Annotated in this window: 22 protein-coding genes; 4 read left to right on the forward strand and 18 right to left on the reverse strand. The window is 67.6% G+C overall.

What is annotated here, in order from left to right; all coding sequences use genetic code 11:
- Positions 1-10: 10 nt before the first annotated feature.
- Positions 11-685, reverse strand: a complete 675-nt coding sequence (locus tag SGR02S_RS01090; RefSeq protein WP_067105174.1) for a nitroreductase — start codon at positions 683-685, stop codon at positions 11-13.
- A gap of 117 nt (positions 686-802) precedes the next feature.
- Between SGR02S_RS01090 and SGR02S_RS01095 the strand changes: the two genes are divergently transcribed.
- Entirely contained in the window at positions 803-1,891 is a 1,089-nt protein-coding gene (locus SGR02S_RS01095) for a CaiB/BaiF CoA transferase family protein (protein ID WP_169799607.1), read from the forward strand.
- Positions 1,892-1,894: 3 nt separating this feature from the next.
- On the opposite strand, the gene SGR02S_RS01100 is transcribed toward SGR02S_RS01095, so the two are convergent.
- Positions 1,895-3,013 carry an acyl-CoA dehydrogenase family protein gene (locus tag SGR02S_RS01100; protein ID WP_067105175.1) on the reverse strand — a complete coding sequence of 373 codons (1,119 nt, stop codon included), beginning with the start codon at positions 3,011-3,013 and terminating at the stop codon, positions 1,895-1,897.
- A 19-nt stretch (positions 3,014-3,032) separates the two neighbouring features.
- Entirely contained in the window at positions 3,033-4,196 is a 1,164-nt protein-coding gene (locus SGR02S_RS01105) for an acyl-CoA dehydrogenase family protein (protein WP_067105176.1), read from the reverse strand.
- 100 nt (positions 4,197-4,296) lie between these two features.
- On the opposite strand from SGR02S_RS01105, the gene SGR02S_RS01110 reads away from it, so the two are divergent.
- Positions 4,297-6,057 (forward strand): N-acyl-D-amino-acid deacylase family protein, encoded by a 1,761-nt coding sequence (locus SGR02S_RS01110; RefSeq protein WP_067105177.1) that lies wholly within the window; start codon positions 4,297-4,299, stop codon positions 6,055-6,057.
- On the forward strand, positions 6,054-7,664 hold the full coding sequence (locus tag SGR02S_RS01115; protein ID WP_067105178.1) for a flavin-containing monooxygenase: 1,611 nt from the start codon (positions 6,054-6,056) through the stop codon (positions 7,662-7,664). Before SGR02S_RS01110 ends, SGR02S_RS01115 begins: the two co-directional genes overlap by 4 nt.
- Positions 7,665-7,736: 72 nt before the next feature.
- Here SGR02S_RS01115 and SGR02S_RS01120 read toward each other — a convergent pair whose 3' ends face one another.
- The 14 genes from SGR02S_RS01120 to SGR02S_RS01185 all read right to left on the reverse strand — a co-directional run bounded on the left by SGR02S_RS01120 (position 7,737) and on the right by SGR02S_RS01185 (position 23,723).
- Positions 7,737-8,186 (reverse strand): hotdog family protein, encoded by a 450-nt coding sequence (locus SGR02S_RS01120; protein ID WP_067105179.1) that lies wholly within the window; start codon positions 8,184-8,186, stop codon positions 7,737-7,739.
- Positions 8,186-8,752: an FAS1-like dehydratase domain-containing protein gene (locus SGR02S_RS01125; protein WP_067105180.1), complete on the reverse strand. Its 567-nt coding sequence runs from the start codon at positions 8,750-8,752 to the stop codon at positions 8,186-8,188. The genes SGR02S_RS01120 and SGR02S_RS01125 overlap by 1 nt, the downstream gene beginning before the upstream one ends.
- A gap of 43 nt (positions 8,753-8,795) precedes the next feature.
- Positions 8,796-9,578, reverse strand: coding sequence for an enoyl-CoA hydratase-related protein (locus SGR02S_RS01130; protein WP_067105181.1), 783 nt, complete (start codon positions 9,576-9,578; stop codon positions 8,796-8,798).
- 160 nt (positions 9,579-9,738) lie between these two features.
- The gene (locus SGR02S_RS01135) at positions 9,739-12,057 is read right to left on the reverse strand and encodes an acyl-CoA dehydrogenase family protein (RefSeq protein ID WP_067105182.1); all 2,319 of its coding nucleotides are present in this window, start codon (positions 12,055-12,057) and stop codon (positions 9,739-9,741) included.
- 30 nt (positions 12,058-12,087) lie between these two features.
- Positions 12,088-13,326, reverse strand: coding sequence for an acetyl-CoA C-acetyltransferase (locus tag SGR02S_RS01140; protein WP_067105183.1), 1,239 nt, complete (start codon positions 13,324-13,326; stop codon positions 12,088-12,090).
- Positions 13,327-13,375: 49 nt separating this feature from the next.
- Positions 13,376-14,158 (reverse strand): SDR family NAD(P)-dependent oxidoreductase, encoded by a 783-nt coding sequence (locus SGR02S_RS01145; RefSeq protein ID WP_067105184.1) that lies wholly within the window; start codon positions 14,156-14,158, stop codon positions 13,376-13,378.
- 12 nt (positions 14,159-14,170) lie between these two features.
- Entirely contained in the window at positions 14,171-14,938 is a 768-nt protein-coding gene (locus tag SGR02S_RS01150; RefSeq protein ID WP_067105185.1) for an acyl-CoA dehydrogenase family protein, read from the reverse strand.
- Entirely contained in the window at positions 14,938-16,086 is a 1,149-nt protein-coding gene (locus SGR02S_RS01155) for an acyl-CoA dehydrogenase family protein (protein WP_067105186.1), read from the reverse strand. Before SGR02S_RS01155 ends, SGR02S_RS01150 begins: the two co-directional genes overlap by 1 nt.
- A gap of 70 nt (positions 16,087-16,156) precedes the next feature.
- Positions 16,157-17,722 carry an AMP-binding protein gene (locus SGR02S_RS01160; protein ID WP_067105245.1) on the reverse strand — a complete coding sequence of 522 codons (1,566 nt, stop codon included), beginning with the start codon at positions 17,720-17,722 and terminating at the stop codon, positions 16,157-16,159.
- A 124-nt stretch (positions 17,723-17,846) separates the two neighbouring features.
- Positions 17,847-19,025 (reverse strand): lipid-transfer protein, encoded by a 1,179-nt coding sequence (locus tag SGR02S_RS01165; protein WP_067105187.1) that lies wholly within the window; start codon positions 19,023-19,025, stop codon positions 17,847-17,849.
- Positions 19,022-20,314: a Zn-ribbon domain-containing OB-fold protein gene (locus SGR02S_RS01170; protein ID WP_067105188.1), complete on the reverse strand. Its 1,293-nt coding sequence runs from the start codon at positions 20,312-20,314 to the stop codon at positions 19,022-19,024. The genes SGR02S_RS01165 and SGR02S_RS01170 overlap by 4 nt, the downstream gene beginning before the upstream one ends.
- 80 nt (positions 20,315-20,394) lie before the next feature.
- Positions 20,395-21,195 carry an SDR family NAD(P)-dependent oxidoreductase gene (locus SGR02S_RS01175; RefSeq protein WP_067105189.1) on the reverse strand — a complete coding sequence of 267 codons (801 nt, stop codon included), beginning with the start codon at positions 21,193-21,195 and terminating at the stop codon, positions 20,395-20,397.
- Complete coding sequence (locus SGR02S_RS01180) at positions 21,192-22,811, reverse strand: AMP-binding protein (RefSeq protein WP_067105190.1); 1,620 nt, start codon at positions 22,809-22,811, stop codon at positions 21,192-21,194. Before SGR02S_RS01180 ends, SGR02S_RS01175 begins: the two co-directional genes overlap by 4 nt.
- Before the next feature lie 48 nt (positions 22,812-22,859).
- A complete protein-coding gene (locus SGR02S_RS01185) occupies positions 22,860-23,723 on the reverse strand; it encodes an enoyl-CoA hydratase-related protein (RefSeq protein WP_067105191.1) in 864 nt (287 codons plus the stop codon).
- Positions 23,724-23,867: 144 nt separating this feature from the next.
- On the opposite strand from SGR02S_RS01185, the gene SGR02S_RS01190 reads away from it, so the two are divergent.
- A complete protein-coding gene (locus tag SGR02S_RS01190) occupies positions 23,868-24,335 on the forward strand; it encodes a MarR family winged helix-turn-helix transcriptional regulator (RefSeq protein ID WP_067105192.1) in 468 nt (155 codons plus the stop codon).
- A 6-nt stretch (positions 24,336-24,341) separates the two neighbouring features.
- Here the strand turns inward: SGR02S_RS01190 and SGR02S_RS01195 are convergent, their stop codons facing one another.
- Positions 24,342-25,763: an MFS transporter gene (locus SGR02S_RS01195; protein ID WP_169799608.1), complete on the reverse strand. Its 1,422-nt coding sequence runs from the start codon at positions 25,761-25,763 to the stop codon at positions 24,342-24,344.
- Positions 25,764-25,767: the final 4 nt, after the last annotated feature.

The raw sequence follows: 25,767 nt of genomic DNA on the forward strand, positions 1-25,767 counted from the left end.
CCGGCACCCGCTACACCTCGAAAAAGTGCGCCGCTTCGGCGATAGCGGCCCTCGGCGTACAGAAGGCGTTCGCGGGATGGGCCGGATCGGCGTAGCCGAAGGAGATGCCGCAAACGACCCGGCGATCGGGCGCCATTCCGAAATGACGGCGTATCACCTCGGGATGGCGCGCCAGGGCTGCCTGAGCGATGCTCGCGACGCCGCGACTTTTTGCCGCAAGCATGAAATTATGGACATAGGCTCCGCAATCGATCGCGCCATAGAGACCGAGGTCGGCCGGCGACGTCACGATCGCGACGTGCGGCGCCCCGAAAAATCGATAATTATCACGCGCGGCCTCCTGCGCGCGTGCGCGATCGCCGCGCTCAATACCCAGGCTTTCGTATAGCAGGCGCCCGCATTCCCGGCGCCGCTGACCATAGACGCCGGAATATTCGGACGGAAATTCGAAGTCGGGGGCGGGCTCCGACCGTTCCGCCGCCGCGGCATAGGCCGCACGAAAGCGATCCGTCGCTGCGCCCGTGGTGATGAAGAGTTGCCAGGGCTGGCTGTTGCACCAGGACGCCGTCTTCTGCGCGCTGGCAAGGATGGCCTCGATGATGGACCGATCGACGGGATCGGGAAGAAAGGCCCTGCAACTGCTTCGCGCGGCCAGTAACGCATCGAACGAATCGGCACCAGTCAATTCCGCTCCCCTCCTCCACCACGCATACGATTTCTCTCTGGCTATAGTAGGATATGATACTGTATAATACCATATTATTCAATACTATTGAAAGGCATTCCGATGCAATCGCAGGATATGACCGGACCTTTGCAAGGAATCCGCATCGTCGAATTCGTGGGGATCGGGCCGGGCCCCTTCGCCGCGATGATGTTGGCCGACATGGGAGCGGAGATCGTCTCGATCGCGCGACCGGATACAGGGATCAAGACGCCGGAGGATTTCATCTTTCGCGGGCGGCGGGTCGTGGAGCTCGACCTCAAGGATGAGGAGGACCGCCTGCGGGCCTTCGATCTCGCCTGCGCCGCCGATGTCGTCATCGAGGGGTTCCGGCCTGGCGTCATGGAGCGGATGGGCCTGGGGCCGGACCGGCTCGCGGCGCGCAACAGGGCGCTCGTATATGCGCGGATGACGGGGTGGGGACAGGCGGGGCCGCTTGCCCGGATCGCAGGGCACGACATCAACTATATCGCGCTGACGGGCGCCCTCGATTCGATTCGCTGCTCCGATGGCGCTCCCGTGGCGCCGCTCAACCTCGTCGGCGATTATGGCGGAGGCTCGCTCTATCTGGTCGTCGGCGTGTTGGCGGCTCTGATCGAGGCGCGCCGCACCGGCTGCGGACAAACGGTCGACGCCGCCATGTGCGATGGCGTGTCCCACATGCTGTCGACCTTCTACTCGCTCCGGGCGCGCGACCGCTGGTCGGACACGCCGGGAACCAACATCCTCGACGGAGGCGCCCATTTTTACGGCACCTACCGCTGTTCCGACGGCAAATTCATCGCCCTTGGCGCGATCGAACCCCAATTCTACGCCATATTGTGCGAGAAGCTGGGCCTGGACCATGACCCGCGACGCCAGATGGAGCAGTCGGATTGGTCCGGTTTGCGCAGCAGGTTCGCGGACATCGTGGCCGGCAAGACGAGGGCCGAATGGGAAGCGATCTTCGACGGAAGCGACGCCTGCTTCGCGCCGGTGCTCAGTCTCGACGAAGCATCCCGCCATCCCCACATGATCGAACGCGGCGTGCATCGGGTCGAGCAGGGCGTCGTGCAGCCTGCCCCCGCCCCCCGCTTTTCCAACCATCCCTCGGCAGGACCGCGACCCGTCGCACAATCCCGCACGTCAGCCGAAGCCATCCTGTCGGAGTGGCGTCAGCAGGCCTAGCGGCTAGGCAGCCGCCAGCCGGGCGCCCATTTCGGCGAGCTGCTGGCGCGCGGCCCCGAACTGGAATTCGAGGTGCCGCTGCCTGAGCGTGAGCCATGGCAGTTCGGACTCCATGACCACGCCGATCCCGCCCTGCAGCAGATGGGTCGTCGCGGCAGTCAGGCTGCCGACCTCGCTCGCCCAATATTTGGCGTTTGATGCTTCATCGGCCGCCGGGATGTCCGCCGCCAGCAGGTCCGCGGCGTGCCACATGGTCAGGCGCAGCGCCTCGATGGCGATGTAGACGTCGGCGGCACGCAGCGCGACCATCGGCGAACTCGCGAGCGACCGCCCGAACTGTTCGCGCTGGTTGACCCATTCGGCGGTGATGCCGAGCGCGCGCTGCGCCGCGCCGAGTTGGCAGGCGGCGACGGCGACGCGGGCGCGCTGCACGATCCAGTCGAGCACCGAGGCGCGCTCCGCCTCGTCCCCCAGCACCATGTCGCCCGCGACCGGAACCGCGTCGAGCGTCATCAGCGCCTCCGGCGAGCCGTCGGCCGAAACCTGCAATTCGCACGCGACGCCGGACGACATCACATCGACCAGGAACAGGCCGCTTTCCCCGTCCTCCATCCGCGCGGGAACGAGGACGAAGTCGGCCATCATGCCGGCCGCGACCGAGGTCTTGATCCCCGAGAGCAGGAAGCCGTCGCCCGATCGCACCGCCGTCGTGGCGAGCCCGAACGGCGTTTCCATCGCCGGTTCGTCGAGCGTCGCCGTCGCACAGAGCGATCCCGATGCGATGCGGCGGGCGACATCGCTTTGCCTCGCCGACCGGCCGAAGCGGGCGAGCGGCATCGCGGCGAGCACGACATTGGACAGAAAGGGGACCCGCCCCCCGTGCGCGCCGATCCGTTCGAGCACCGAACAGGCCTCCCGCATACCGAGGCCGCTGCCTCCGAGCGCTTCGGGTACGCCGATCCCGTAAAGCCCACTGTCGGCGAATTGCCGATGCAGCGCCGCGTCATACCATTGCGCCGAATCCAGCGCCGCGATCGACCGGCCTTCGCCGGCGGCATCGCGGAGAAGGCGATCGGCCAGATCGGCGACCGATCGTTGCAGGTCGGTAGGCTGAAAGTCCATTGGGTTGCTCCCTCGAAATCTAGCGAATGCGCGGAAAGGCGAGCGCGTCGGTCGCGATCAGGCCGCGCAATATATCGTTTGCCCCGCCGCCGAACTGCTTCACCAGATAGCCGTTATAGGCCTTGATGAGCCTGCCCTCGAGGACCGCCATCGGCGAGGTGCCGCGCAGCGGCGCCTGCGCCCCCAATATTTCGAGGAGCAGGCGCTGGCACAGGATCAGCGTTTCGCTCGCGAAGACCTTGTAGCTGGACGATTGGGCGAAGCCGATCTCGCCCTGATCGAGCGCCGCGGCGAGTTCGGCGGCGTGAAGGCGCGACACCTCCAGATGCGCGCGCATCCGGGCGAGGTTCGTCTGCACCCACGGCCGGTCGATGATGCGGCGGCCGTCGATACCGACCGTCCGGCACGCCCATTGTGTCACCTGCTCGACCATATGCGCGGTGCCGGCGACCGTGAAGCACAGGACCCGCTCGCGGCTCAACTGCCCCATGATCAGCTTCCAGCCGTTCCCCTCGCCGCCGACCAGATTGTCCGACGGCACGACGACATCCTGATACCGCGTCACCGACACCGGATAGTGATCGAGGATGTCCAGCGGGGTCCACGAGTAGCCGGGCGCATCGGTGGGGACGAGCAGGACTGAAATGCCGCGATGGGGCGGTGCTTGCGGATCGGTGCGCGCCGCGAGCCACACATAGTCGGCGACGTTGGAGAAGCTGGTGAACAGCTTCTCGCCATTCACCACATAGCCCGACGCGTGCGGAACCGCCGAGGTGGAGAGGCTGGCGAGGTCCGTGCCCGCCTGGGATTCGGTGTAGCCGATCGAAAACAATATCTCCCCCCGGACGATCGCGGGGAGAAACCGCTGCTTCTGCTCGGCGCTGCCGAAACGCTGGATCAGCGGTCCGACCGTATGGGTGGTCAGAAAGGGCAGCGAGACCCCGGCGCGTTCGGCCTCTTCGGAAACGATGAGCTGCTCGACCGCAGACCGGTTGCCGCCGCCCCATTCCTCGGCGAGCGAAATCCCGAGCCACCCGTCGGCGCCGAGCTGTCGAACCAGCGCCCGGTAATGCGTGCGGTTCTCGGTCGAGCCGTCGCCGCCGAAGCGGCGCACAAGATCCTCGAAATAGGATCTGACCTCCTTGCGGAAATCTTCGATCCGGGCCGGGTAGCGGGTGTCCATGCCAATCGCCTTTCTTGACGCGTTCCGGACGCGCGCCCGCACAATAGTATGGACTAATATAGTATTCAAGCATACATAATGGAGCCGGGAGGATGTGACGATGCTCGATCTGGCCATCAGGGGCGCGCTGATCGTCGACGGGACGGGCGGCGAACCCTATTCCGGCGACGTCGGGATCGCGTCGGGGCGAATCGCGACGGTCGGCCGGGCCGGACCGGCGCGAGAGGAGATCGATGCGCGCGGCCGCATCCTGACGCCGGGCTTCATCGACATCCACACGCATTTCGACGGACAGGCGACATGGGAGAACCGGCTTGCCCCTTCGTCGGAGCATGGCGTGACGACGGTCGTCACGGGCAATTGCGGCGTCGGCTTCGCGCCGTGCCGGCCGGGCGACCGCGACGCGCTGCTGGCGTTGATGGAAGGCGTGGAAGACGTCCCCGACGTCGTCATGGCCGCCGGCCTTCCGTGGACATGGACCAGCTTTCCGGAGTTCCTCGATTTCCTCGATCAGCGGCAATTCGACATCGATGTCGCGGTGCAGATACCCCACTCCCCCATTCGGGTCTTCGTCATGGGCCAGCGCGGCGTCGACCGGGCGCCGGCGACGCCCGGGGAAATCGAACGCATGGCGGCGCTGGTCGAAGAGGCGATCGGGGCGGGCGCGATCGGCGTATCCACCTCGCGTTTCCTGCTGCACCGCACGAAAGCCGGCAAATTGTCGCCGAGCGTCGACGCCGCGGAACAGGAACTGCTCGGCCTTGCGGAAGGGCTGCGGCGCGCCGGGGACGGCGTCTTCCAGCTCATCGCCGCCGTCGATTCGACCGCTGCGGACGAATATGCGCTCATGCGGCGCCTGGTCGAAAAGTCCGGCCGTCCGTTGTCGTTCACGCTCGTCGCCGAACAACTGCCGAACTATCCGGGCGAAAAGGATGCATGGCGCGTCTTCCGGCACAGGCTGGCCACCGACCAGCCCGCCGGCGCCCCCATTCGCGGGCAGATATTCCCGCGCCCGATCGGCACGCTGCTGGGCCTCGACCTTTCCTATCATCCCTTTTCGCTGAACCCCTCTTACGCCCCGCTGCGCGATCTGCCGCTGCCCGAGCGCGTCGCCCGAATGCGCGATCCGACGATCCGTGCACGCCTGCTCGCCGAAACGCCGCAATCCGACAATCTTCCGGCGCTTCGCATGGTCTCGCTCGACCGCGAACATTATCGGCTCGGCGATCCGCCCCGATACGATCCGACGCCCGACGAGGAGATCGGCCGGCTGGCGGCGCGCGCGGGGCGCAGCAAGGCGGATCTGCTGTACGACTGCCTGCTGGAGGACGACGGCAAAGCCATCCTCTATTGCCCCAGCGGAAATTTCATCGACCACAGGCTCGACGCCGCCGGAGAATTGCTGCGCGATCCCAACACGATCGTCGCGCTGGGAGATGCCGGGGCGCATTATGGGATGATCTGCGACGCCAGCTATCCCACCTTCCTGCTGACATACTGGGTCCGCGATGCCGCACCCGGCGCCGGGCTCACGCTGCCCGACGCGGTGCGCAAGCTGTCCGCGATACCCGCGGACGCCGTCGGTCTGTCCGATCGCGGAACGATCGCGGTCGGAAAGAAAGCCGATCTCAACATCATCGATCTCGAGCGGCTCCGCCTCCACGGCCCCGCCGTCTTTCACGACCTGCCGGCGGGCGGGAGGCGGTTGCGGCAAAGGGCCGACGGAATCGCCGCGACCATCGTCAGCGGAGAAGTGACCTATCGCGACGGCCTCCCCACCGGCCGGCTTCCCGGACGCCTCGTGCGCCGCGGCCGAACCGCGGCTTTCGCATCGCGCACCAATGGAGACAGCCGATCATGACCGACAACGACGCCATGCGCCACGACGTCATCGTCATCGGCGCCGGACTGGCGGGGCTCTACATGCTCCACAAGCTGCGGCAGACCGGCCGACGGGCGATCGTCATCGAAGCCGGGTCGGACGTCGGGGGAACCTGGTACTGGAATCGATACCCGGGCGCGCGTTGCGACGTCGAAAGCCTCGACTATCAATATACATTCTCCGACGCGCTTCAGCGCGAATGGACGTGGAGCGAGCGCTTCGCCCGGCAGGACGAAATCCTGGCCTATATCAACCATGTCGCCGATCGCTTCGACCTGCGCCGCGACATTGTCTTCGATACCCGCGTCACGCGCGCACGCTTCGTCGAAGCGGCGGCCGAGTGGGAGGTCGAAGCCGATGACGGGTCGCGCCACGTCGCGCCGTTCCTGATCGCGGCGACCGGCGCGCTGTCGCTGCCGCAAACGCCGCCATTGCCGGGAATCGAGGATTTCAAAGGCGACGTCTATCATACGGGGCGCTGGCCGCACGACGGCGTCGACTTCACCGCGCGCAGGGTGGCGGTCGTCGGGACCGGCTCGTCCGGAATCCAGGCGATCCCGAACATCGCCGCGCAAGCCGAGCGCCTCTACGTCTTTCAGCGCACGCCGAATTTCAGCCTTCCCGCCCGGAATGCCCCCCTGACGGAGCAACAGGTGGAAGAACGCCGACGCAATTTCGCGGATATCGCGAGATCGAACAAGGCGTCCCCCAGCGGGCTTTACAGGCCGCCGTCCGACGTCGCGACCCGATCGGCCCTCGACGTGCCGGCGGAGCAGCGGGCCGCGGACTATGAGAAATGGTGGGACAGGGGTGGTACGCTGCTCATGCGGACGTACACCGACCTCCTGATCAACGCCGATTCGAACCGGACGGCGACCGAATTTGCCCAGCGCAAGATCCGCGACATGGTGGAGCGGCCCGACGTCGCCGACAAGCTGACCCCGCATTATCACATCGGGACGAAACGCATCTGCCTCGACAGCGGCTATTACGAGACGTTCAACCGTCCGAACGTCACGCTGGTCGACGTGAACGAGGACCCGATATCGACCATCACCGGCGACGCCATCGTCACCGCGGGACGGACCTGCCAAGTCGATGCCATCGTCTTCGCGACCGGCTATGACGCGATGACCGGCCCGCTGCTGGCGATGGACATCACGGGACGCGGAGGCCGGACGATGCGCGAGGCCTGGTCCGATGGTCCGCGGACCTATCTCGGTCTGTCGATCGCCGGTTTTCCGAACCTGTTCGTGGTCGCCGGCCCGGGCAGCCCCTCCGTGCTCGCCAATGTCATCCTGTCGATCGAGCAGCATGTCGACTGGATCGCGGACTGCCTCGACCATATGCGCGACCGGGGGTTCGAGACGATCGAGGCGTCGCCCGACGCGCAAGACGCCTGGGTCGAGCATGTCAACGAGGTGGCGCAGGCGACGCTCTATCCCCGGACGAAATCCTGGTATTCGGGCTCCAACATCGCCGGAAAGCCGGAGATATTCATGCCCTATGTCGGTGGGCTCGGCCGGTACACCGCCCATTGCGCCGACGTCGCGCGCGACGGTTATGCCGGCTTCGTCCTTTCCTGACGGGACGGCTCGCCGCGTCGCCGTCCACGCCGGGTCGCCCGCCCGGGTTCTGTCCCGGGCGAGCGAACGCCGTCACGACAGGGATCGCGGGGCGACGTCGAGCATCACCGTCACCTTGGCGGGGCAGCAGACGCCTTCCGCATTGCCGACATCGACGTCGATGTCGGCCAGCGCCCGCCCCCGATCGTCGCGATAGCGGCGGGTCACCACGCCTTCGCCATACATGCGATCGCCGCCATAGACGGGACGCTGCATCGTCATCTTTCGCTTGATGATGAAGGCGCCCGGCCCGGCCCAGTCGGTCACCACGCGGTCGATGAACGCCTGATAGACCATCGTGTTCACATAGATGGTCTTCTGCCCCTGGCTTTGGGCATAGGCCGCTTCATGATGTCCCGGGAACATGTCCATCGACGCGACCGCACCCCAGACGACGCGCGTGTAGGGAAAATCCAGCTCGATCCGCGGCACGACGGTGCCTTCCGCCGCATCGTCCCATGTCCTGTTCGGCCGTATCGCCATCACGCGTCTCCCTTTTCGTGCGGAATGAAGCGGAACACATTGTTGGTGTTCCGGGCGACGATCTCGCCATTCTGATTCAGATAGGTGGTGACGACGGTGACGAAGTGGCCGGTGCCGAGGCGCGTCGTCTTTTCCGGGCTGATGCCCGACACTTCGTCGTAGGAACTGATCCGGTCGCCGAGCAGGATCGGGCGAAAGAATTCGGTTTCGGCCGACGCATTGATCACGGTCGCACCCGGAAGCGGGACGCTGAACACGATGTTGCGGCGGGTTTCGACGCCGCCCGGCCGCCATGGAAGCGCCTTCGACAGGGTCGCCAGCAGCCCCATCGGCGCGACGATCCCGCCCCACTGCGCCTCGGCATATTCGGCGTCCCAATAGCTTGGATTGGCGTCTTCGATGCTGCCGGCGAAAAACTGGGTGATCGCCTCGGTCGCCGAGAAATCGGCCGTGTGCACGTCGCTTTTCCTGCCGACGATCTTCAGCCCTTCCTCATAGGTGCCGATGACCGCCTTCGAGAGCGCGCCGCCGTCGGGCTGGCCTTTCGCCTGTGATGTTCCTGTCATGCTCATCCCTCGATCTGTTGGTGAATCCCTGCCGACGCCGGGCTCAACGGCCGACCCATATGGGTTGGCGCTTGCCGGCGAAGGCGCGTGGTCCCTCGATGAAATCCTCACTCGCGCGCATGGCCTTGAGCGCCGGATATTCGGCCGCGAGCGCCGCATGGACGCCGCCATGCTCGAGCCCCGCATAGGCGCATTGCTTGGTCGCCCGCACCGCGAGCGGCGAACATTTCAGGATTCGGTCCGCCCAGTCGCGCGCGCTCGCCATCAGTTGGTCGTGCGGAACGACCTCGTTGACGAAACCGAGCTCGCGTCCTTCGGCCGCATCGACGCGCCGCCCGGTGAGCAGCATGCCCATCGCCTGCTTCATCGGAATCATGCGCGCGAGCCGGTGGATTCCGCCGGCGACGGCGGCCAGCCCGACCAGCGGTTCGGGCAGGGCGAATACCGCCCTGTCCGACGCGACGATGATGTCGCTTGCAAGCGCGATCTCGAAGCCGCCGCCGAAGGCGATGCCGTTGACCGCCGCGATCACCGGCTTGGTGAGATCGCTGCGATGGGTGATGCCTCCGAAACCCGAGGGAGGAAAGGGCTTGCGGTCCTTGAGCGGCGTCGCGGCGGTGGCCTTCAGGTCGTTGCCCGCGCAGAAGGCCCGGTCGCCCGCTCCGGTCACGATCGCGACCCACAGATCGGCGTCGGCCGCGAACGCATCGAAGGTGGCGGCGAGCTCCTCGTGCGCGGCGTGATGAAGCGCGTTCATCACGTCGGGCCGGTTGATCGTGACCGTCAGGACACGCCCGTCGGTTTGCGTAGTGACAAATTCCCTCACCCGTGACCTCCGCTGTCGAAGCGTCTCAAACCGTGCGCGACCGCACGGACATCGAACGCCCGAGCCGACCGATCATAGTCGACTATTCCGTATGGTTCTATACCATATTGAACAGGATCATGATGGCAAGCGCTTTTTGCGATCCTGTCCGGTGGCCGCCTCAGGACGGAAGCCCGAGGATCGACTTGGCGATGATGTTCTTCTGGATCTCCGTGGTGCCGCCCAGGATGGTGAAGACGCGCTGGTAGATATAGTTGGCGGTCGCCGTCCGGGTGAAATCCTCCGCCGGACCGAACCGGCGTTCGGGTGCGCGGCTGTCGGCGAACGAAAAGGGCAGCGCGTCCTCGCCGAGCATCTCCATGTTGAACTCGGCGATATCCTGGCCGAGCAATGTCGCGGCGATCATCGCCATCGACACATCCTGCCCCACCGAGCCGGTTTCCCGGATGTCGGCGAGCAGGCGCGCGATCCACGCGTCGAGGGCGCGCATCCGTATCTTCAGCATCGTCAGCCGGGCCTTCAGGGCGGGGTGGTCGCCGAAGGGGCGACCGGCGGCGTCGAGCCGCCCGGCCGAACGGACCGCGCGGCCCATGGCCTGACGCAGGGCGAGCGATCCGAGCACCCCCAATCGTTCGTGCGACAGCAGATATTTGGCGATCGACCAGCCGCGCCCCTCTTCGCCGACGCGATTCTCGACGGGCACTTCGACGTCCCGGAAGAAGACCTCGTTGAAGCCGTGATGTCCGTCGGCCGAGATGATGGGCCGCACCGTGATGCCGAACGAGCGCATGTCGGCGAGCAGGAAGGTGATGCCGTCCTGTCGCCTTTCCTCGCGGCTCGTCCGGACGAGCATGAATATCCAGTCGGCGTGCTGCGCCGCGGTGGTCCAGATCTTCTGGCCGTTCACGACATAATGATCGCCGTGCCGGTCCGCGCGCGTCTGGAGCGAGGCAAGGTCGCTGCCGGCACCCGGCTCCGAATAGCCCTGACACCAGGAGGTCGTGCCCGCCATGATCCCCGGCAGATGGCGCGCCTTCTGCTCGGCGGTGCCGAACGCATTGAGGATCGGCCCGGCCATCTTGATCCCGAACAGCGGCAGCCGCGGCGCGTTCATCTCTGCGGTGATGGTCTCGAACAGGAACTGCTCGACCACCGAAAAGCCCGGACCGCCCTCCGCCTCGGGCCAACTGTACGCGAACCAGCCCTTGCGGCCCAGAGCCTGCTCCCATTCGAGGCGAAGGGCCTGCGGCGGCGTGCCTCCAGCCGCCGTGATGGCCCGCGTCTCTGGCGACAATTCGGCCTCGACGAAGGCCCGGATTTCTTCGCAGAACGTCGCCTCGGCCTCCGAGAGCGGCCCCGCCGTCCCGCCTGGTTCGCCATCGTCGAGCGCCGCGAACCGGTCGCAATGATGCCCGGCATCGCCGAAGATCGTCGACAGGAAGATGAGCTTTCGGAAATAATGGCTGACGATGCTTTCGTCGGTCGTGCCGATCGCGCCGTGAAACTGCACCGCGTCCTGACCGACCTTGCGCGCCGCCCGGCATCCCAGCACGCGGGCGGTCGCGACCGCGAGGCTTCGGTCCGCCGTGCCCGCCGCAAGCGCTGCGAAAGCCGCCCCGGTGGCGACCCGCGTTTCGGCGATCATGCGCAGCAGGTCCACGAGCCGATGCTGGACGACCTGGTTGGCGCCGATCGGACGCCCGAACTGCACCCGCTGTTTCACATGGTCCAGCGTCAGGTCGAAAAGGGCCTGCATGGCACCAAGCGCCTGGCTCGTCGCGGCGAGCGCCGCGAAGTCGAGCCCATCGTCGAGAATCGCCTGCGCCTCCGCCCCCTCCGCGATCAGGCAATCGAGCGGCAGGCCGACGTCGTCGAAGCGGATATCGGCGCCACCTTGATTGTCGATCAGCGCATAGCCGTCGCACTCGACGCCGGCGGTCGCGGCGGGAACGAGCAGCAAGGCCGGCGACCCCTCGGCCGACCGCGACGCGACGATCAGCGTGTCGGCATCGCCGCCGCCGATCACCACCGTCTTGCATCCGGACAGGCGAATGCGATCGCCGTCGACATGGTGGACCGTGGTGCCCGTCCGGCCGAAACGAGCCCCCGGTTCGGACCAGCCGAACGCCAGCCGCTCGCTGCCCTCGATCACTGACGCCAGACAGGCGGCCGCGCGGGCGGATCGATCGGCCGCGCGCTGGAGAAGCTGGAGGCCGATCATGTTCGCCAGAACGGGGGCGTCGAAAAGCCCGCGCCCCGTTTCTTCGAGCACGACCGCCGCCGCGGCCAGGCCCCGGTCGAAGCCTCCATGCGCGGGGTCGAGCCCGGCGAGCAGCAGGCCGCTGTCGCGAACGGCGGCCCAGACGTCGGGATCGCAGCGCCCGGTCGCACCGGCCGAATTCCAGATCGCCGGCCGCTTCCGTTCGACGAGCCGCCGGACGCTTTCGCGCAGCAGTTCCAGTTCGCTGTCCTCAGCCACTCGAAACCCCTTCCTTCTCGGCGATCGGGATCAGCCGATCCGTTCGATGATGATCGCGGGCGCCATGCCGCCGGCCGCGCACATGGTGACCAGCCCGCGTTCGATGTCGCGCCGTTCGAGTTCGTCGAGGATCGTGCCGATCAGGATCGCACCGGTGGCGCCGATCGGATGGCCGAGCGCCATGGCCCCGCCGTTCACATTGACCTTCTCGCGGTCGAGATCGAGATCACGGATGAACTTCTCAGCCACCACGGCGAACGCCTCGTTCACTTCGAAGAGGTCGATGTCCGCGAGTTCCATTCCGGTCTTGCGCAGGATTTTTCGGGCCGCCGGAACGGGGGCGTTGAGCATCAGCGTCGGCGAATCCCCGGCGTTGGCCATCGCAACCACGCGGGCGCGCGGTTTCAGGCCATGCGCGCGCGCATAGTCGGGCGATGCAAGGAGTAGGGCGGCCGACCCGTCGACGACGCCGGAGGAATTGCCCGCGTGATGGACATGGTCGATCTCGAGCCCGGGGAACGCCCGGGTCACGAGGTCGCGATAGGTGGTGCCGTCCGCGTCGACCACGATGTCGGCGAGCGCGGCGAAGGAGGGCTTGAGCGCCGCCAGGCTTTCCAGCGTCGTGTTCGGCCGGGGAAATTCCTCGCGGTCGAGCGCGACGGAGCCACCCTCGCGCACGACGCGGACAAGGCTGCGATCGAAGTGGCCGCCCCGGATCGCATGATCGGCGCGCTGCTGGCTGAGCAGCGCGAGCGCATCGAGATCGGCGCGGGAAATCCCTTCGATCGTCGCGATCGCGTCGGCGGCGACGCCCTGATGCGACTGGGGATGAGCGGCGCGCAGGTGCAGATTGCCGCAATCCATGACCGACGGTTTGTCGCTGCCGCGCCGTCCCGGCATCGACATCATCTCCGTGCCGCCGGCGACGACGAGGTCCTCCTGCCCCGCCATGATCGTGGCGGCCGCGAAGTTCACGGCGCTGATGCCCGAGCCGCAAAAGCGATCGAGCGTGATGCCGCTGCTCTCGACCGCGAAACCGGCATCGAGCGCGGTCATCCGGCCGAGGTCGCCGCCCTGCGTATGAACCTGCGCGCTCGTTCCCCAGATCACGTCGTCGACGTCGCGCGTGTCGATCCCCGTTCGCTCCACCAGCGCGCGCAGCACCGTGGCGCCGAGTTGCTGCGGGTGGATGTCGGCGAGCGCACCCTTGCCCTGCTTGCCGATGCCACGCGGCGTTCGGCACGCGTCGATGATCCATGCTTCCGGCATTTCCCGTTTCCCTTTCCTGATGTTTCGATCCCTGCCCTGTCGGGCCGGCCTATCGCGGCTGCATCCGGATCGCTCCGTCGAGCCGGACGTGCTCGCCGTTGAAATATCCGCAGGTGATCATCGTCTCCGCGAGCTGCGCGAATTCGTCGACCCGGCCCAGCCGCTTCGGAAAGGGGACCTGTGAGGCCAGGCTTTGGCGCACCGCCTCGGGCGTGCGGCCAAGGAGGGGCGTGTCGAACAGCCCTGGCAGGATCGTGTTGACCCTGATCCCTTCCGACGCAAGATCGCGCGCAACATTGAGCGTCAGCCCGACGATGCCAGCCTTCGAGGCGGCATAGGCGACTTGGCCGATCTGGCCTTCTTTTGCGGCGATCGAGGCGGTGTTGACGATCACCCCGCGCTCGCCTTCCGCGTCGGGTTCGAGCGCGAGCATCCCGGCCGCGCTGCTGGTGATGCAGCGGAACGTCCCCAGCAGGTTGATATCGATGATCCGCTCGAAATTCGCCATCGGATAGAGGCGCGCCTCGCCCGTCTCGCGGTCGCGGCCGGCGGTCCTGGCGCCGCCGCCCACCCCGGCGCAATTGACCAGGATACGCTCCTGCCCATGCGCGGCGCGGGCCTGCGCCAGCCCGGCGGCGACGCTCTCCATGTCCGAAACATCGACCGGACAGAACAGGCCGCCGATGTCCGCCGCGATCCGTTCGCCGCGTTCACGATCGATGTCGAACAGCGCCACCCGGACGCCGTGCGAGGCGAGACGCCGCGCCGTCGCCTCGCCGAGACCCGACGCGCCGCCGGTCACGACGGCCGAAACATGCGGACCCAATTCCATTTCGATTCTCCTTCACGTCGAACGCTGCAGGCCGACGACGATCTCGATCGCCGGTGCGTCGTCGTCGAGCACCGCGGCCCCCAGCCGTTCGTCCCAATAGGTGGCGCCGCCGTGCGCCATGCCGAGCGCCCGCAACCGCGCGGCAAGACCGCCCAGCGCATGCTCCCCGCTGATGCCGATCGCGCCATGGACCGCATGGGCGGTCGCCGTGACGACGCGGGCCGCGCGCGTGGCGCGGGACTTGGCGATGGCCACCAGCGCATCCCGGGGCGGACGCCGCCACCCGGCAAAGGCCGCTTCGGTGGCGATGCGCGCAGCGAAGACATGCTCCGCCATCACCGCGATCTGGTGCTGCACCGCCTGAAAACGCGCGATGGGCCCGCCGAACTGCTCGCGGACACGCGCATAGTCGACGGTCATGTCGAGCAGCGCCTCCATGAGGCCGACCATCGAGCCCGCGGCGAGCAGGGCGGCGAGCGGCCGGGCAACGTCGGCGCAGCCGCGATCGACGAGAAACCGTTCGATATCCGCGACCGCGAGCGCGTCCGGCTCGTGGCGGCGCGCCACGATGGTCTGCACGACCGGCAGCGCGGGGCGCAGCCGGGCCGCGGCGACCGCGAGGCCGAAGAGGCCGTCGATCCCGACCCCGGCACCGCCTTCGGATTCGGGCCGGCACAGGTCAAGGAAACCCGCGGCGAGAAGTTCGCCCCACGGGTCGGCGGCGTCCGCCGCGCGCAGGCAGCGGTCGAACTGTTCGAGCAGAAGCGGATCGATCGTCATCAGCGAAGCCCCAATCCGCGCGCGATGATCCCGCGCAGCACTTCGCGCGTTCCGCCGCGCAGCGAGAAGGAGGGCGCCATCGCGGCGGTATAGTCCAGCGCCGCGGCGAGGTCGGCCGGGATCGGCGTGCCGAGCGAGGCGAGATGCTCGGCGATCCGTTCGGGAACATCCTGTTCGAAACGGGTCCCCAGATCCTTGACGATCGACGCCTCGGTGACCGGGCTTTCGGGGTCGTCGAGCCGCGCGGTGACGGCGAGGGACATCTGCCGCAGCGCGCCGAGCTCCGCGATCAGCCGGCCGGCGAGCGCGCGGTCGGTCGCGGTCGTTTCGCGGCGGCCGCGCACGAAGACCAGCCACTGGTCCAGCAGCACCATGCTCGAATAGAGGCGTTCGGGGCCGCTGCGTTCGAAGGCCAGTTCCTTCATCACCTGCGCCCAGCCTTCGCCCTCGCGCCCGACGAGCGCATCCTCGCCCAGTTCGACGTCGTCGAAATGTACTTCGGCAAAATGCGCATCCCCCGCCAGATCGAGGATCGGCCGGCGCGTCACGCCGGGCAGCGAAAGGTCGACGATGAACTGCGACAGCCCCTTTTGCCGATCGCCGGGCTTTCCCGACGTGCGGACGAGCGCGATCATGAAGTGGGCGAGATGGCCGTTCGTCGTCCAGATCTTCGACCCGTTGAGCCGCCAGCCGCCGCCCGACGGGGTGGCGCTGGTGCGGACGCCGGCCAGGTCGGACCCCGCCCCCGGCTCGCTCATGCCGATGCAGAAATGCGCCTCGCCGCGGCATATCCGCGGAATATAATGCGCCTGCTGAGCCTCGGTGCCGAAGTTCAGCAGCAGCGGCGCGCTCTGCCGTTCGGCGATCCAATGCGCGGCGACCGGCGCACCGGCGGCGAGCAGTTCCTCGTTGAGAACGAAGCGCGCGAAATGGCTTCGCCCGCCGCCGCCAAGGCGGCGCGGCAGCGTCAGCCCCACCCAGCCGCGTTCGGCGAGGCGGGCGCTGAAGGCGGCGTCATAGCCGAGCCACGATCGCGCGCGGCGGCCGGCGGGCAGTTCGCGAAGCTCCCGGTCCAGAAAGGCCCGGACCTCGCCGCGAAGCGCCTCGTCCCCGGCGGGGATGGCGGTCAGTTCGAGCGGGCGGATCATGCGCGCGCTCCGCCGGGCACAGCGGCGCCCGCAGCGGCGCGGCGGCCGCCCTGCCATCGAGGAAGCCGAGTCATCTTTTTTCGATCACGATCGACGACGCCGCGCGGTCCCAGGTCGCGGCGGTGATGCCCTCGGCCCGCAGTCGGTGCTTCATCACGCGCCCAGTGGGCGTGCGCGGCAGTTCGGTGCGGAACTCGATGAAGCGGGGAACGGCGTAATAGGGAACGCGCTCGATCGACCACCGGCACAATTCCTCCGCGTCGACCGTCATGCCGTCGCGCGGAATCGCCACCACCTTCAGCTCGTCCTCCGACACCTCGGACGGAACGGCGTGGACCGCCACATCCTCGATCGCGGGATGGGCGCGAAAGACCGCCTCGATCTCGAAACTCGAAATATTCTCGCCGCCGCGGCGCAGATAATCCTTCTTGCGATCGACGAAGGTCAGATAGCCGTCGGCGTCGATCGACACGATGTCGCCCGAGTGGAACCAGAGGTCGCCGAACACCGCCATCGTCTCGACCGGGCGCCCCCAGTAGCCGGTGAACATGACGTTGGGGCGCACCGGACGCAGCAGCAGTTCGCCTGGCACGCCGGGCGGGCATTCCTCGCCCCGGTCGTCGACGACGCGTGCATCGAAGTCGGGCGACAAGATGCCCGACGTCCCCGGCCTTTCCCGGCCGATGCGGCGATAGGCGACCGGCGCCGCCTCGGTCATGCCGAACGCATGGTTCCCGACGATCGCCGTTCCGAAGCGTTCGCGCCAGATCGTCTCGATCGGGGGCGGAAAGGGAACCCCCAGCGCACAGCGCACCTGGCCGAAGCAGCGCGCCGCGACATCGCTGTCGGGGGCGTGGGCGATCAGCGCGATCATCGACCCCATCAGATTGACCTGCGTCGCCCCGCTCGCCTCCACCTCGCACCAGAAGCGGCCGAGCGAAAAGCGTTCGAGCAGGACGGACCGGGCACCGACCATCATTGAGGCGAGGATCAGGTTCGTGGTCGCGGCGATGTGGAAAAGCGGCAGCGGGCTGAGCACGACATCGTCCTGGCGGCGGTCGGTCGCCTCGCGGACCCGGCCGCTCATCGTCAGGACATAGCCGTGCGGGAGCGCGCAGCCCTTCGACGGCCCGGTGGTGCCGGAGGTGTAGATGATCAGCGCGATGTCGCCGGGCTCGACCCGCGACGCGACGGGCTCGTCGCCGCATGCGCGCAGGAGCGAGAAGTCGGGAAATTCATCGCCCTGCCCCCCGCGCGCGATGATGGTGCGCAGCGCCGTCAGTTCGGACCGGATCGCCGTCACGCGCGGGATGTAATGCGCCTCCGCGATCAGCAGCGCCGATCCCGCGTCGTTGATCTGGTGGCTGAGGAAGCCGCCCTTCAGGGCGGTGTTGAGCGGCACCGCGATCGCGCCCAGCTTGTTAATCGCAAACCAGATGAGGACGGCGTCGTCGCTGTTGTCGAGCATCGTCGTGACCGTCGCGCCCTTGACCACCCCCTGCGCCTCCAGCCCGCGGGCGAGCCGGTCCGCCTCGCGGTCGAACGCGGCGAAGCTGTAGGAAACGTCGCCGAACTCCAGAAAGGTCCGATCGGGCCATTGGCGCACCGCCTCGGCGAGCAGGCCGGGGATCGTCATCTGGCCCGCCTGGCTCCAGAGCGGCCCCGCGTCCGCCGGGCGGTAGGGGCGCGCCGCCGATGTCGGGGCGGATTCTGCGGATTCGGAAGGGACAGGCATCGGCTCCAACTCTCTCGCCATCATGTCATGCATCGGCGCGCAGCACGACCCCGCTGGTCGGCACCCCGGTTCCCGCGGTCACCAGCACGTTGCGGCAATCCTCGACCTGGTTGACGGCGGTGCCGCGGATCTGGCGCACCGCTTCGTTCAGGCCGTTCATGCCATGGATATACGCCTCTCCGAGCTGGCCGCCGTGCAGGTTGATCGGCAGTTTCCCGCCATGTTCGATATTGCCGCCGGCGATGAAGTGCCGCGCCTCCCCCCGCGCGCAAAAACCCAGTTCCTCGAGCTGGAGCAGGACGAAGGGGGTGAAATGGTCGTAGAGGATCGCGCAGTCGATGTCGGAGGGCGCCATGCCGCTCTGCGCCCAGAGCTGCCGCCCGACCATCGCCATTTCCGGAAGGCAGGCGATGTCGTCGCGCGCATAGCTCGTCATCGCCTCCTGCCCCGCCGCCGCGCCCTGCGCGGCGCCTGCGATATGGACGGGGCGATGCGGAAGGTCGCGCGCGCGCTCCGCGCTCGTCACGACCACCGCGACGCCGCCGTCGCTTTCCTGGCAGCAATCGAGAAGGTGAAGCGGATCGACGATCCAGCGCGAGGCCTGATGTTCCTCGATCGTGATCGGCTTTTCGTAGAACCAGGCATTGGGATTGGTGGCCGCATGCTTGCGGCACGCAACGGCGACGCGCCCGAAATCCTCGCTCGTCGCGCCATATTCATGCATGTAGCGCCGCGCGACCATCGCGATGAACGAGGCGGGCGTGGCCAGGCCGAACGTGGTGTACCAGCCCATGTTGATGCCCTGCGAGGTCGCCACCGGGACGGCGGGAGCGCCGAAGCGGTTCCCCGACCGTTCGTTGAACGCGCGATAGCAGACGACATAATCGGCGAGCCCGGCATTGACGGCCAGCGACGCGAGCATGATCGTCGCGCAGGTGCCGCCGCCGCCGTATGGCGTGCGGGTGAAGAAGCGCAGCCCCTGCATGCCGAGGCTGCGCGCCACGTCGATTTCGGAACTGGTGTCCGACATGAAGGTCACCAGGCCGTCGATGTCGGAGGGCTTGAGACCGGCGTCGCGCAGCGCGTGCTGCGTGGCCTCGATCGCCAGTTGCAGTTCGGACCGGCCCGACTGCTTGGAAAATTCGGTGGCGCCGATGCCGACGATCGCGGTCTTTCCGGTCGGAAAGCTGGTTGAACTGGTCATTTGCTTGTCTCGCTATCCCGAATGCTGAACTGCGCCTCGAACCCGCCGCCGAGCGGTGTCGATGCGGTAATCGCGAAGTCGTGCGCGCCGGACCGACTCCCCCGGATCGTGAGGACGGTGTCCGCCAGCACGGGCCGGCCCGCCGCGACCTCGAACATTTCGATGCGCCCCGGATCGTGACGGCGCAGATAATCGTGCGCGAAGGCGGCCGCGCTCGCGAGGTCGAGGACGGTCGCCGCATAGCCCGCGGCGCGCGCGGCGGCGGGGTCGCGATGCAGCGGCGACAGGTTGTTGCCGGCGACCGCGGCGCCCGCGACGCGCGCCGCCGGAAGCTCGATATCGACCGGCTCCAGCCCGGTCTCGGCACCGAGGCACGCGGGAAGGATCCCGTCTCCGTCCGCGGGGACGAACAGCGGCATCGCACGTTCGAGGCTGTTCGCGGGCCGGAACCGGACCTCTACCTCCATACCGATCCGGACGTCCGCGGGATCGATTCCGACGATGTTGCTGACGATGCGAACGCCTTCGTCGAGCGCGATCAGGCCAACGACATAAGGCGACGGCAGATCGCCCAGCCGCGAATGGTTGATCGTGAAGCTGTGGACCGTGCCGCGGCCCGATGCGGTGACCGTATCCCACGACAGCGACCCGCAGGCGGGGCAGCTCGGCCCGGGCGGATGGCGAAGCGTCCCGCATTCCTTGCAGCGCTGGATGAGCAGAAGCCCGCGATCGACCCCGTCCCACCAGAAGCGATTGTCGTTGGCCACGAGCGGCTGCGGCCATCGCGAGCGGCCCGTTGGCGCAGGCCCGGCGTTTCGCTGCAGGATGGTGAGTTCGACGATAGAAGACGAGGCGCCGCCATCGCCCGATATTCCGGCGGCGATCCGGACCGCTCGCCCCGCGCCGACCGCGCTTTCCTCGTAATCCTCGACCGGTCCCGCCGACAGCGACACGCGCACCGGCTGGCCGACGGCGATCTCGCCCGACAGGTGCGTGCGGATCCGGATGACCTGCGGCGGCGCCACGCCCTCTCCGCCGGCGCCGAACAGCCGCGGCAGGAGGCCGCCTTGCTCGCATGCGGCGCACGCGAGCGCGGGGAGGAAGGCCGCCGGAACCGCCATCCCGTCGCGGGGCGGGTCGAGGTCCAGGCCGAGCGCGGCCGACCAGCGCGCAATGTCGAATGCGGTCACCGGCCCCATATCGACAACCACGGACCCGGTCACGGGTGCTGCCCCGTCTCCGCCGGAATCCGGGCGGCTCGAATCGTTCAGTGTCAGCTCTTCAGCCATGAATATTCTCCCTGCGGCCTGACCGGGCACGCGCGTTATCGACTCTGGAATGCCGCCTATTCGGCGCAATGCGGGATCCATCATGCGAGACTGATGAACATGCCGCCATTCGCGAAAAGATGCTGGCCGGTGATGTAGGAGGCGGCATCGGACAGCAGGAAGCAGACGGGATGCGCCGCCTCCTCGACCTGCCCCCAGCGCCCCAGCGGAATGCGGGCGAGCGTCGCGGCCCCGAATCGCTCGCCGCGTATCGTCTCGGTCATCGCGGTTTCGATCACGCCGAAGCCGACGCTGTTGCACCGGACGCCGAAACGCCCCCATTCGCGCGCGGTCGCCATCGTCATGCCGAGGAGTCCGCTTTTCGCGGCGGCATAGTTGAGCTGTCCGACCGTTCCCGTTCGACCGGCGTCCGACGAGATGTTGACGATCGCCCCGCCGGAGTGCCCCGCCTCGGCGCGCGCAAGCATGTGCTCGCCGACGAGCTGCGTCCAGATGAAGGTGCCGGTCAGGTGGACGTCGATGACCTCGCGCCACTGCTGCATCGTCATCTTCTCGATCAGCGCCGGGCGCAGGATTCCCGCGTTGTTGACGAGGCCGTCGATGCGTCCGAAGCGCTCCAGCGTGGCGTCGACGCATCGTGCGGCGGCCGCCTCGTCCACCACGTCGGCGACCGCGCCCATCAGCCGGGCGCCATGCTGCGCCTCCAGTTCCTCCAGCCCCGCGGGGTCGCGGTCGACGACCGTCACGCTCGCCCCCAGCGCCAGAACGCCTTCGGCGATCGCCCGGCCGACGCCGCGCCCGCCGCCGGTGACGACGACATGGCGTCCGGCAAGCGAAATCGCGTCCGCGCCGACGGCGGCGGTGATGCCCGCGCCGCTCATGCGCCCAGATACCCGGCCGCCGGAACGTCCCACGTTCCGGGGCTGTTCCAGGCCTCGCGCAGCTTGAACCGCTGCACCCGCTCGCTGCCGAACGTGCGCGGCAGTTCATCGACGATCTCGATATATTTCGGCATCATGTAGGTCGGCAGCGTCTCCGCCGAATAGGCGGCGATGTCGGCCGGCGCGATGGCCGATGCGCTGTCTTTCACGATCACAAGCTTCACCTCGTCTTCCCCCAGGTCCGAAGGCACCGCGATCGCGCTGCACTCCGCGACACCCGGCATCTGGCGGATCACCGTCTCGATCTCGCTGGGCGCGATGCCCATCGCGCGCCGCCGGATCAGGTCGCGCTTGCGTTCGACGAACCAGTAATGGCCTTCGGCGTCGCGGCGGAAATAGTCGCCGAAATGCACCCATCCGCCGCGCACCTTCTCCGCCGACGCCTCGGGGTCGTTGAAGTAGGTGACGACCGGCGCGAAATCGCGCGCGCGCATGATGAGTTCGCCGATCTCCCCGTCCGGAACGTCCCGGTCGTCGTCATCGACGATACGCGCCTCATATTCCTTCCACGGCCTGCCGACCGATCCCGGCGGCGCGCTTCCGTCGTTGGTCATCCAGCACCCGCCCGAATCCACCGAGGAATAGCATTCGAAGATCTGCGCATTGAACCGCTCCTCGAACGGCACCCAGGCATCGGCCGGCATCGCCGCCGACGTGACGACGATCCTGCCGTGGGCGCCGTCTTCCGGCTTTTTCGGCTGGTTCAGCAACATGCGCGGCATGGTGCCCATCAGGTGGATATGATCGCATTTCCGGTCATGGAAATCCTGCCAGAGCCGGCTGGCGCTGAAGCGCGGAGGGATGACCACCGAGCCGCCGAGCGCGAAGGCGATGCACGTCTGCCACACCGCCGCCGTATAGCCCCAGGACAGGGCGATATAGACTTTCGGCGGATGGTCGAAACAGCCCCATTTGCGCGCCGCGATCAGGCCGCCGCCCGCCCATGACTGGCCAAGGACGACCCCCTTCGCCTCGCCCGTGGTTCCCGACGTGCCCATGATCAGGGCGGGGTCGGTGATCGCCGGATAATCGCGCGCCAGAAAGGGCGTCACGCTGTGCCCCGTCTCGACCGCGCCGCAGAATTCGGGGCCATGGCCATCGAGGACAGCCGGCGGCGACGCGGCCGCCGCGGCGGCTTCGCACGCCGCTTCGAAACAGGCTTCGTCGGCGATCACCAGCGAGAGGCGATAGCGTTCGAACAGCCGGGTCAGCAGCGCGCCGCTCATCTGATAGTTGATCGGGCACAGCACCGCGCCGATGAGCGTGGTCGCGAGAAGCGTGTACAGGGCGTGCGGGTGCCCCCGGAACATGTAGCCGACATGATCGCCGCGTCCGATCCCCCGGCTTTCGAGCAGGCGGGCGATGCCGCCGATCGCCTTCGTCGCCTCGCCATAGCTGATCCGCCGGTCTTCATATTCGACCGCCAGCCGGTCGGCCGGCGCCGCCGCGATCTTCGCGACGATGTCGGCAAAGCGGATTCCGGCCGGATATCCGGCGGCGGTAAGAATGTCGGCTATCGAGGGCTCGCTTTCGCGAGCCGGGGCGTCATCGTGCATGTTCGATACCTCGGCCAGGATTGACGGAAGCGGCGTCACGGGCCGCGTTCAGGATTCGGCTTGCTTGAACGGCGCATCGCGCCAGGCGATCGCCGCGTTCACGCCGTCCTTCGCCGCGATCTCGATGAAGCGGTCGAAAGCGGGCGTCGTGTGGTACATCGCGTTATAGTCCGCGCCGGCATAGACCGCGGTCCGCAGCCCGCCGATCTCGTCCCAGCGGTTCACGAGATGCTTGACCGTCGTCAGCGCATCGAGCGGAACGTTCGCGATCTTGCGGCACGTCGCCATGACGTGCGCATCGAGCGCATCGTCCGACACCGCCGCGTTGATCATCCCGAGCCGTTCGGCCTCGGCGGCGCCGATCATGTCGCCGGTGAACAGCAGCTCCTTCGCCTTGATCGAACCGATCTTGAGCGGCCACTGGCCGATCGTGACGGGGATGCCGTGCGCGCGCGAGGGCGGGTGCCCGAACCGCGCGCTTTCGGCGGAGAAGATGAGGTCGCAGGAACCGATGAGTTCGATGCCGGCGCCGAGGCAATAGCCGTGCACCTGCGCGACCACGGGCTTGCGATAGCTCCACAGATGAAGATGCCGGTCGGCCAGCGTCCGCAGCCAGACCCGGTCGCGCCACAGCTGCGCCTCGCCGAGATCGGCCGCATTCGCGCCCTTCGGGGGCGATTCCTCGAGATATTTGTCATAGATCTGGCCCATGTCGCCGCCGGCGCAGAAGGACCGGCCCTCGCCCTTCAGCCGGATCACCCGCACGGCATCGCCCGGGTCCAGCTCGGCCAGCGCGTCGAGCAGTTCGACGTGCATGGTTTCGTTGAGCGCGTTCAGCCGCTCCGGGCGATTGAAGGAGATCGTGGCGACCGGACCGTCGATTTCGACCTTGATCTCTTTAAATTCGGGCATGATTTCCTCTCCACCGTCGAACTAGTATGGTTCTATACCATACGAAATCGGGTGGCAAGGCCGATTTTGCGGGAGACGCCCCTTGACCAAATGGGATTGCGCGATGAAGTATGCTTGAATACGAAACAGATGGCCGGAGAACAAATGACACGCCATTCCGAAAAATATGACCAGTGGGACGTCGAACTGGGGGTTCTGATGCACGACGTCGCGCGTCTGCGACGGGTCGTGTTCGACAAGGATATGAAACCCCTGGGCGTCACCCGGTCGCATGCATGGGTGCTCGCGCGCCTGGGGGCGGAGGACGGGCTGAGCCAGGTCGAACTCGCCGCGGTGCTGAGCGTCGGCAAGGCGGCGCTGGGCGGGATTCTCGACGGGCTCGAGGCCTCCGACCTGATCAGCCGGAGCGACGATCCCGTCGACCGGCGCGTCCGGCGCGTCTATGTGACCGACAAGGGCCGGCAGGCGATCCGGGCGATGCGTCAGCGGCTGCGTCCGCTGAGCGAGCGTATCCTGCGAAACGTGAAGGCCGAGGATCGGGACAATCTGCTGCGGTCGCTGCAGACCGTGAAATCGAACCTGCTCGAACTGGCGAACGAAGACCCCGAATAAGCGGCGCTACGCCGCGGCCGGACGGGGCGCGGCCGCTTCCTTCTTCAGTGCGGCGGCCATCGCGATCGCCGCCACCCCCGCCGCCGCCATGATGATCAGCGCCAGGGCATAGGCGCGGCCGTCGGGATAGGCGGGGCTTCCGCCCGCTTCGAGCGCGATCGTCGACGATGCGAGGGTAAGCAGCACGACCTGCGAGCCGATCGCCTGGAAGATCGCGCGGAGAACGCTCGACAGGCCGGCCGCCTCGCTCGTCCGGTCGGTGGGCGCGGCGAGGACGATGATGTTGCCGACGGTCGCATAGAGCATCGATATCCCGATCTGGATCACGATACCGAACGCCAGCAGTATCGCGATCGAGGAGTGGTCGGCCAGAAGGGCGAGCAATCCGCCGGTCATGATCGACGCCGACCATATCGCCGCGCCCCGGCCGCCGATCCGGCTCGTCAGCAATCCCCCGAAGGGCGAGCCGACGGTGCCCACGGCATAGGCCGGGAATTTGACGAGCGCGGCGGCCGTCGCGGTCGCGCCCAGCCCGACGAGGGTCCATGTCGGCTGCTGCACGAGCATCGTCACGATGATCGTGGTCTGCATCGCGCCGAAGGCGCACATCGAAAAGACGCCGTTGGCCAGCAGAATCTCCCGGCGCGCCAGAAGGCGGATGTCGATCAGCGGCGCCGGATGCCGGAGTTCGTAGCGCGCCCAGAGCGCGAGCACGCCCAGCGCCGCGATGCCGAGGGCCAGGCTGCGCGGATCGAGCACGCCCCAGCGGAACGCATCGGTCGCCGCCAGCAATATCCCCACCACGCCGGGAACGAAGAGGATGCCGCCGAGCACGTCGAGGTCGCCCTGCAGCCGTGCCCCCGCGCCGCGCAGCGGAAAGAAGCACGCCGCGATGGCCGCACCGGCGAGAGCGAGGCCGAAGCTGAGGGTGAACATCCAGCGCCATGAGATATGGTCGACGATGATCGCGCCGGCCAGAAACCCCAGGCCGGCGCCCAGCGACGCCGTCCCCGCGAGCACGCCGATCCCGATCGGCAGCATCGGCGCCGGAAGATGCAGGCGCGCCAGTCCGAAGCAGAGCGGCAGCACGGCGCCCGCCGAGCCCTGCAACGCCCGGCCGGCGATCAGCCATGCCAGCGTCGGCGCCCATGCGGCCATCGCGGAGCCGATGGCGGAGAGCAAGAGCATGATGACGAGGATGCGCGCCCTTCCATACAGGTCGCCGAGGCGCGCGCAGACCGCCGCGAAGGCGGCCGAGCCGACGAGATAGCCGGTGACGAGCCAGCTCACCCCGATCGGATCGGGAAATTCGCGCAGCAGGGTCGGCAAGGCGGCGAACACCATGCTCGTTTCGTAGGATGCCGACAATTCGGCCAGCACGAGTGCGGTCAGTGCCAGATAGGGAAACCACTTGCTTGACCTGTCCACGCGC

Source organism: Sphingopyxis granuli NBRC 100800, from assembly GCF_001591045.1.
Taxonomy (GTDB): domain Bacteria; phylum Pseudomonadota; class Alphaproteobacteria; order Sphingomonadales; family Sphingomonadaceae; genus Sphingopyxis; species Sphingopyxis granuli.

Bases quoted from the DNA above. Each gene is read 5' to 3' on its own strand.
- SGR02S_RS01095 (WP_169799607.1), top strand. From the start codon at position 803: ATGACCGGACCTTTGCAAGGAATCCGCATCGTCGAATTCGTGGGGATC.
- SGR02S_RS01100 (WP_067105175.1), bottom strand. From the start codon at position 3,013: ATGGACTTTCAGCCTACCGACCTGCAACGATCGGTCGCCGATCTGGCC.
- SGR02S_RS01105 (WP_067105176.1), bottom strand. From the start codon at position 4,196: ATGGACACCCGCTACCCGGCCCGGATCGAAGATTTCCGCAAGGAGGTC.
- SGR02S_RS01110 (WP_067105177.1), top strand. From the start codon at position 4,297: ATGCTCGATCTGGCCATCAGGGGCGCGCTGATCGTCGACGGGACGGGC.
- SGR02S_RS01115 (WP_067105178.1), top strand. From the start codon at position 6,054: ATGACCGACAACGACGCCATGCGCCACGACGTCATCGTCATCGGCGCC.
- SGR02S_RS01120 (WP_067105179.1), bottom strand. From the start codon at position 8,186: ATGGCGATACGGCCGAACAGGACATGGGACGATGCGGCGGAAGGCACC.
- SGR02S_RS01125 (WP_067105180.1), bottom strand. From the start codon at position 8,752: ATGACAGGAACATCACAGGCGAAAGGCCAGCCCGACGGCGGCGCGCTC.
- SGR02S_RS01140 (WP_067105183.1), bottom strand. From the start codon at position 13,326: ATGCCGGAAGCATGGATCATCGACGCGTGCCGAACGCCGCGTGGCATC.
- SGR02S_RS01145 (WP_067105184.1), bottom strand. From the start codon at position 14,158: ATGGAATTGGGTCCGCATGTTTCGGCCGTCGTGACCGGCGGCGCGTCG.
- SGR02S_RS01150 (WP_067105185.1), bottom strand. From the start codon at position 14,938: ATGACGATCGATCCGCTTCTGCTCGAACAGTTCGACCGCTGCCTGCGC.
- SGR02S_RS01155 (WP_067105186.1), bottom strand. From the start codon at position 16,086: ATGATCCGCCCGCTCGAACTGACCGCCATCCCCGCCGGGGACGAGGCG.
- SGR02S_RS01160 (WP_067105245.1), bottom strand. From the start codon at position 17,722: ATGACGATCCCCGGCCTGCTCGCCGAGGCGGTGCGCCAATGGCCCGAT.
- SGR02S_RS01165 (WP_067105187.1), bottom strand. From the start codon at position 19,025: ATGACCAGTTCAACCAGCTTTCCGACCGGAAAGACCGCGATCGTCGGC.
- SGR02S_RS01170 (WP_067105188.1), bottom strand. From the start codon at position 20,314: ATGGCTGAAGAGCTGACACTGAACGATTCGAGCCGCCCGGATTCCGGC.
- SGR02S_RS01175 (WP_067105189.1), bottom strand. From the start codon at position 21,195: ATGAGCGGCGCGGGCATCACCGCCGCCGTCGGCGCGGACGCGATTTCG.
- SGR02S_RS01180 (WP_067105190.1), bottom strand. From the start codon at position 22,811: ATGCACGATGACGCCCCGGCTCGCGAAAGCGAGCCCTCGATAGCCGAC.
- SGR02S_RS01185 (WP_067105191.1), bottom strand. From the start codon at position 23,723: ATGCCCGAATTTAAAGAGATCAAGGTCGAAATCGACGGTCCGGTCGCC.
- SGR02S_RS01190 (WP_067105192.1), top strand. From the start codon at position 23,868: ATGACACGCCATTCCGAAAAATATGACCAGTGGGACGTCGAACTGGGG.